The sequence below is a fragment of the Saccharopolyspora sp. 6M genome (assembly GCF_020176775.1).
Classification (GTDB): domain Bacteria; phylum Actinomycetota; class Actinomycetes; order Mycobacteriales; family Pseudonocardiaceae; genus Saccharopolyspora_C; species Saccharopolyspora_C gregorii.
In genome coordinates this window covers 78,555-84,197 of record NZ_JAIUJZ010000013.1, presented here as the reverse complement: position 1 = coordinate 84,197, position 5,643 = coordinate 78,555, and the positions used below count along the sequence as shown (strand labels likewise).

The 5,643-nt window shown below is 62.5% G+C and carries 6 protein-coding genes and 1 pseudogene; all 7 read right to left on the bottom strand.

Annotated elements, in window-relative coordinates; all coding sequences use genetic code 11:
• Window positions 1-132 precede the first annotated feature (132 nt).
• Entirely contained in the window at window positions 133-561 is a 429-nt protein-coding gene (locus LCD31_RS02560) for a hypothetical protein (protein WP_224955784.1), read from the bottom strand.
• Window positions 562-703: 142 nt separating this feature from the next.
• Window positions 704-1,161 (bottom strand): annotated as a pseudogene (locus tag LCD31_RS29725) (DUF2637 domain-containing protein).
• Window positions 1,162-1,190: 29 nt separating this feature from the next.
• On the bottom strand, window positions 1,191-2,252 hold the full coding sequence (locus tag LCD31_RS02545) for a site-specific integrase (protein WP_224955782.1): 1,062 nt from the start codon (window positions 2,250-2,252) through the stop codon (window positions 1,191-1,193).
• Window positions 2,252-2,713 carry a hypothetical protein gene (locus tag LCD31_RS02540; protein WP_224955781.1) on the bottom strand — a complete coding sequence of 154 codons (462 nt, stop codon included), beginning with the start codon at window positions 2,711-2,713 and terminating at the stop codon, window positions 2,252-2,254. Before LCD31_RS02540 ends, LCD31_RS02545 begins: the two co-directional genes overlap by 1 nt.
• A 368-nt stretch (window positions 2,714-3,081) precedes the next feature.
• Window positions 3,082-3,645, bottom strand: a complete 564-nt coding sequence (locus LCD31_RS02535; protein WP_224955780.1) for a Swt1 family HEPN domain-containing protein — start codon at window positions 3,643-3,645, stop codon at window positions 3,082-3,084.
• 31 nt (window positions 3,646-3,676) lie between these two features.
• Window positions 3,677-4,279, bottom strand: coding sequence for a DUF5343 domain-containing protein (locus LCD31_RS02530; RefSeq protein ID WP_224955779.1), 603 nt, complete (start codon window positions 4,277-4,279; stop codon window positions 3,677-3,679).
• Between the two features lie 956 nt (window positions 4,280-5,235).
• On the bottom strand, window positions 5,236-5,526 hold the full coding sequence (locus tag LCD31_RS02525; RefSeq protein ID WP_224955787.1) for a hypothetical protein: 291 nt from the start codon (window positions 5,524-5,526) through the stop codon (window positions 5,236-5,238).
• Between the last annotated feature and the right edge of the window lie 117 nt (window positions 5,527-5,643).

The following is a 5,643-nucleotide window of genomic DNA, read 5'->3' as shown; positions in this document are numbered from 1 at the left end:
AGCTCTCCGCGGGCGCGGGTGCGGGCGAGGTCGCACCGTCCTCCGGCGCCGGCTCGTCCGGCCGCCCCGGTTCCGGCGGGGGGGGGCCCCCCGGGGGGGGCGGGGCCCCCCCCGCAGCCGACTGGGGAAGCCTCATTCCGGTACTGGGGTTCGCTGGTCCGTTCTTTCCGGGTCGGTGATGTTGCAGACCGCAGCTTGGTCGTGGTCTTTGAGGATGCGGGCCAGTGTGCGGGCTCGGTCAGAACCGATCTTCAGGTTCCGGCGAAACGTGTCGGCGGATGCGGTCCACCCATGCAGGCGCCAATGTTTCCGATTGACACCGAAAGCCCGCTGCGCCAGCGGATCCGCAACGCCTGAGTTTGCCGGATGGTCTTGTCCGGGGCCAGTGTTCTGTTCATGGTGGGCGCCTGCTCTGTCCACATCGGACTGTTCTGCCTCAGGCGACTGGATCGTGGCCCTTGAGGTGGCGCCCTCCTGAAATAGCCGCATATCGTCGACGCTGGGCCGCTGATGCTCGGCATGGCCCATCAACCGGTGCGTGAGGTTGGTGATCTGCTGCACGGTTCGTGCCGGTGTCGAGTAGCCATGCCCATTCTGCGGGGACTTTCTTTCTCCACTGTGGTCTGTGGTGAGATCGTAGAATCGTTCTGGCATGCCGAATTCGCCTCTCGTCGTCGAGCGCGTCGTAGTAGTTGGTGATGTGTCAGAGCACCATGCGCCGCCACAGCAGGAAGGTTCGCCAGGGATCGAGGAACCAGCGGGCGAGCGGGATGCGATCGCGCAGGGTTCCGGTGCGGGCGCCGATGCGGCGCAGCAGCACGGTGCGTGTGGATTCGATCACGGCCAGCAGCATCAGTGGCGCCGCCGTATGCAGGCCGACCGCCACGAGATCCGACCATACTGCCGTGGCGTTGGCGGCGACAGTGCCGAAGGCCAGTAGCCGGACGGGTTGGCGCAGCTGATCCAGGTCAGCACGAGGTCGACGAGGACGATGCCGAGTAGGCCTCCGTCGAGGCCGAGCGGGACGAGCTCAGGCAGGGGAAGGTGCTTCTCGACCGCGACCGCGGCCGCGGTCTGGTACGAGCCCGCTGCCCCGTAGGCGGCCAGTGCCACCCCGATGACCACTGAACCCACGCATGCCGCGATCTGTCCTCGGGACATCTCCGGTACCGGTGCGCGGTAGCGATCTGTCATCGTGCACCTCCTTGCAGTGAGGCGGCGGCCAGTGGGTGGGATTCACCGGTGAGTGCCGCGAGGGCGGTGGCGACTTCGTCGAGGCTGGCGCGGACGTAGGTCGTGGTCGTGCCGGTATCCCCGCCGCTGTCGGTGTGGCCTGCGTAGGCCCGGGCCACGGCGTAGCCGAAGTGGCGTTCGACCCAGGTCAGGGTGGTGTGGCGCAGCCAGTGGGTGCTGATCTGCTGGGTGGCGACCCATGGCAGGTGGGTTCCGATCCTTTTCCAGAGGTGGTCGTAGCGTCGGGATGTGATCGGTTTGCCGGAGCGGTAGCGCAGCAACCGTCCGCCTTCGAGTGCGGCACCTCGTTGCTCGGCGTGTGCTTGCAGGTGGCGCATCAATGTGGGCGAGACGGGCTGCCAGCGGACCGTGTCGCCCTTTTCGTGCAGCGCGATCAAGCACTGTTGCGTGTCGAGATCTTGCGGGCGTAGCGCGAGGACGCCGCCGCGGCGGCAGGCGGTTTCGGTGTGCAGTCGCAGCAGCAGTGTGTCCAGTGCGGGATCGTTTCCGGTGGTGGCGGCCACCTGGTTGATCTCGTCCAGGCCGGTGTCGGGCAGGCCGCGGCGGGTGCTGGGCAGCCGGCGCGGTTTCGGGACTCGGCGGGCCGGGTTGTCTGATTCGGCGATCAGCTTGTCGGCGACGGCGTGGTTGTAGAGGCAGCGCATCGCGGCGATGAGGTGTTCGGCCGCGCTGCGGCCTCCGCGTGCGTTGCGGCGGGAGACCACGTGCTCCCGGACGTGCTCGGCCAGCTGCTTGATCTCCAACGGCGTGGGCTCGTCCAGCCGCCGATCGCCCCACTGCTGTGCGATGCGCTTCCAATACGACGAATACACCCGGCGGGTGCCGTGAGATACCGCGGCTGAGACCTGCGGGAGGTAGTCGGCGAAGGTCGGTGCCACCGAACGGTTGTGCTGGTCGGTGCTTAGCAGGTCCGCGGGTGCGACGCCCATGCGTTCCAGCACCAGGCGCGCGGCTTCGAGTTCCGCAGCGCCTGGGTGTTCTTCCGAACCGGTGGTCATCACGCGTCACCCCTGGGAGCGGGGGAGTGGGAAGCGGTGACCATGGCGTCGAGTGCACTCATGGTGTAGATCACGAGCCTGCCGTGTTGTGGTGCGGCTGCTAGCAGGACTCGGTCGGCTGTCTGCAGGTGGCACCACCGGCGTGCGGTGACCGGTAGTGGGATGTGGTGTCGGCGGGCGAGGCTGAACATCCCGGCCGGGTCCGGGAGCACCGCGATCACGGACTCCGAGATCAGGCCGAACTGCAGTCGCTCTCCCGGGCACCATCCCAACGCCTGGACCACCGATCGCTCGGCGATCCGGCCTCGCTGGTCGATTGAAGCGATCCGATACACGGTGTGGATCTCGCCAGGACTGGCGGCCAGGTCCGGGACCGGCATGCTGCGACCCGGCTTGGCCCCGGACGCAGCGACACCGGACAAGGACCGAGGGATCACCGCGGGAATGAACGCATCAGCCACGGCCATCACCTCGGGCCATGCAGGGGCAGCCACACAGCACGACAGGACGATGGACGCACTGCGTCACATCGCCCTGTCGGCTGATAACTTGCTTCCGTTCGAGTGGGAGGGATCCCACCCACTGGTGTCCGAGGGGGGACTTGCGCACTAACCACACGGATCGAGTTGCTGTCGGTTTAAGTAGAAAGTGTCGTGGTTGATCTAATGAACGACGCAGGCGCATGTAGGCGCACAAATATTGCGCCACGCTGCTTTCTTTTCTCGCTATTCGTCGTCTCGCGGAAATAGTAGCCCCGCGGCTGCTGGCTAAAACCACTTGCGGCAACCGCAGGGCTGAATCTATCACCTAAATACTATGCGATAGGCAATTATTCCATAAGGCGAAACCAGTCTTTTACCGACAACTGTAGCCGCACTACTTCATCTTCGGCCAACTCTGTGCAATGTGCGATAGGGGCACGTAGTGAGTTGAGGCTAGCCATTACCCTTTCGACAGCCTTTTCGCTTGAGAAAATGCCAGCAAAGACCTCCCAGTTATTTCTGATGATTTGCCCAAGCTCTCCGAATGTGGTGAAATCAATCAAGTCGTCGGATCGTGGCGTTATGGCTTTGTCGATCTCCCCGGTGCGTCTTTTCTTGACTGAGTCAAGTATCGACGATGGAATCCTGTTCTCCTGCCAGGAGGGACCGTATTCCGATTCTAGGGTGTCTCCCACGAAAGCGCGAATCGTTCGCTCTAGAGAATAAAAAATCTCGTAGAGTGGAGCCATTCGGGACGCTTCCGCTCGGAATTGGTGATCAATCTGCGAGTAGTAAGGGCTATCCTCTTCCGAGGCCCTCTCACGTTTTTGTCCGAAGCTTACCCCATGTTTATTTTCGACGAGTTCTATTTCTCGCTCTAGGAGTAGGCTCGTCATCATGAACTCTTTCACGCGTGAGCGATCACTTATTCTCATTAATCTCTCACAGGAGGTGTTCGCGGAGGCTTCGGAAAAGCGCATCGAATACTGCAACGTCAGATGTTGCTGGAAGATTCAAATTGATAGTGTAGCCGAGGTTGATCCCCCCACTTATGGGAGGGCGTGCGCCGTATTGAGTGGATCCACTCGGGTCATCGCTGTTATTTTCAGTGCCCGCCGACTCTCCAGTCGGCACAGCAAGGGCGGAGAAATCTGCGTAGGACCGCAGGGCCTTAAATGATCCGACGATGGCAGGTAGAGTGGAGCTGTTTTCTTCAAATCCGGTCACTTGGAGGATCAGCCCTTTTAGCTGCGCATCGTCAAGTGAATGCGCTTCTTCGTTAACTTCATAGAGGGCCGAGAATCCTGTTTTCAAGGCTCTGGCTGCAGCTGCGCCTGCGCTCGAACCGTTCCGAAACTCCTTATAGATTGAAGTAGGTGTTCCGTCTGAAGATAGAAATTCCGTCTTCTTTAGAAACGGAATTACCGACTTAACCCACCCTCCCTTGAGCCCTAATTTGCTGGACAGGTAATCCTGGGTGAACCGGTCTGGAGTCTGAGCGCGTTTGATCGCCTCAAGGGTCCTTTTGATGTTGCCATACGCCATGACGTATGGGACTTTTGCTTTCGACATCTTCTTCCTAGGGTCCACTGTCGTGACAGAAAGCGACTTCCGTCACGGCTCGCGCTATCGGCGCAAGAGAACTACGTTAGTGGACACCGATGGTCACTGCAACGAAGTAAACGAAGATGGCGTCAAGTTCACACTTTCGCATTAATCGACGTGCTTTGCGTCGTCTAATGTCCACTCATTCGAGTGAATATCAGTTGGCATATTCCAGTATTTTGTTTTGATTGAACAAGCAAGCGATCAAGAGGGTCCCGTATCGCATGAGCCTGCCCGGTTCGTCTCTTCGTCACACGGTCTGGCTGATCAGTGCGCCTCCGTGTCTATTCTGCTATTGCGCATCTTCCTGGCCCACCCGACGAAGACTGTGGGGGCTGCTGCTGATCGTTGGCCCTCCTGCGTTCCGTGTCTCGTTGCCGAACATGTGGCGTCGATGGCTGGTAAGTGTTGTGTTGTTGAGACGGTCGTCGACAGGCTTAAATCTGTGGTCCGTGAGGCGTACTTCGCTCGCCAAGTGGTGTCCCGGAGCGGCTCTGGATTCAAATTCTGCGTTAGAGTTCCCCTGGCCTTGAACTGCTATTTTGGTATTTGGGACGGCGCGTGCCGTCCGTCCTGGCCGTCCCTTGGATGCCGTCAGCGGCTTGCAGTGAGACACCGTTGCCGGGACAGGGACAGCGTCCCGGCCTCGTTGCCGGTGTCATGCGGGTGGTCGTGCTCGCTTCCGAAGAGGTGGCGTGCTGGCAGGCATTGCAGAGGGATCGCGCCCGGCGTCCGGTTCCGAGGGGTGGTATGTCGGCCAGCCGCCGGTGAACGGGAGTGCGCGGGCGGTGTCCGCATGCGGCGGCGGGGGTAGGCCCGCTGGATGACATCGGGACCAGGTGCCAGCGGGATTCGCGGATGCTGGTCATCCAGGCATATCGGCAGCGCATGGTCGGTTACGGATGCTGGTCGGCAAGCGCGTCCCGGGCGGGTGGCTGGGCAGCGAAGTGCTCGGTTGCAGCCGTGGCGAGCAGGAGGCAGGGGACGCAAGGTCCGCATGGCGTTGCTTGGTCGGGGCCGAGGGGCGTGCCCGGTTCTGCGGCTACTTCGACGGCGGCGGTCTCGAATTCGCGACGGCACCAGGAACGGATGCGAGTTTCGGTGGTGTCCCGGGCGGCGTGGGTGACGCGTCGGGTTTCGCCGACGACGCCGGGCTTGTACTGGAACCACTGGATGGTGTCGGGCATGTGGGCGCTCCTCGAGGTGGGGGCCCGGGGGGGGGGGGGGCGGGGGGGGGGGGGCGGGGGGGGGGGCGGGGGGGGGGGGGGGGGGGCGGCCGCGGGGGGGGGGGGCGCGGGCCCCGG